The sequence below is a fragment of the Pseudomonadota bacterium genome, assembly GCA_023229365.1.
In the GTDB taxonomy this organism is placed as follows: domain Bacteria; phylum Myxococcota_A; class Polyangia; order JAAYKL01; family JAAYKL01; genus JALNZK01.
Window position 1 is genome coordinate 1 of sequence record JALNZK010000252.1, and the last position, 643, is coordinate 643.

Genomic DNA, 643 nt, shown 5'->3' on the forward strand with positions numbered 1-643 from the left:
GCGGCAAGCCTGCGACGCACGCCGATGGGTGCGCTGGTGCTGGTGCAGCCGAAGACGCCGACGAGTCGGCGCACGTTGGAGATCCCTCCCCCGGTCGTCCACGCGCTCAAGGCCCAGCGGATCCAGCAGAAGGCCGACCACGCCGCCGCCAGCCTCCTCTCGGCGGCCGGCGTTACCGCTCGAGGACATCTCTGACACGCTCGGCCACCGGTCCGTCGCGGTCACAGCCGAGATCTACCGGCACCCAATCGCGCCGGTCAGATCCGGGCACATGGCGGCAATGAGCCAGCTCGCCCCGAAAAACGTCGGGCCCATAGCCCGTGCTGGGCTGAAGCGGTGCGCCGTCTCGCCAGGGGTAGAGACCCAGATTCGCACCACCACCTACCGGCGAGACCCAGCACGATCTGCGCGCTCAACGCTGTCAACGACACCCCGAAGGTGAACCCGATCGTCCGCCGAAAACGAATCCGTCTGCATGGTCCGCGTTCAGCCGGGCGTGGTCCCCGGCCAAGGTCGCGGTTCTCCGGGCGGTAGGAGTCGCCGCACGCCGCAGTGGGAAGGTGATCGCGGATGGTTCGCGGCCCGCGTGATACGCGCACGCAGTGGCGAGGTGCAGTGTAATTCCGGGTCACAGGCGCCATGG

1 protein-coding gene is annotated in these 643 nt (G+C 68.7%); it reads left to right on the top strand.

Features of this window, described 5'->3' with window-relative positions; all coding sequences use genetic code 11:
- Positions 1-195: hypothetical protein (locus tag M0R80_31925; GenBank protein MCK9464250.1), on the top strand; the 195-nt coding region annotated here is incomplete at its 5' end.
- Between the last annotated feature and the right edge of the window lie 448 nt (positions 196-643).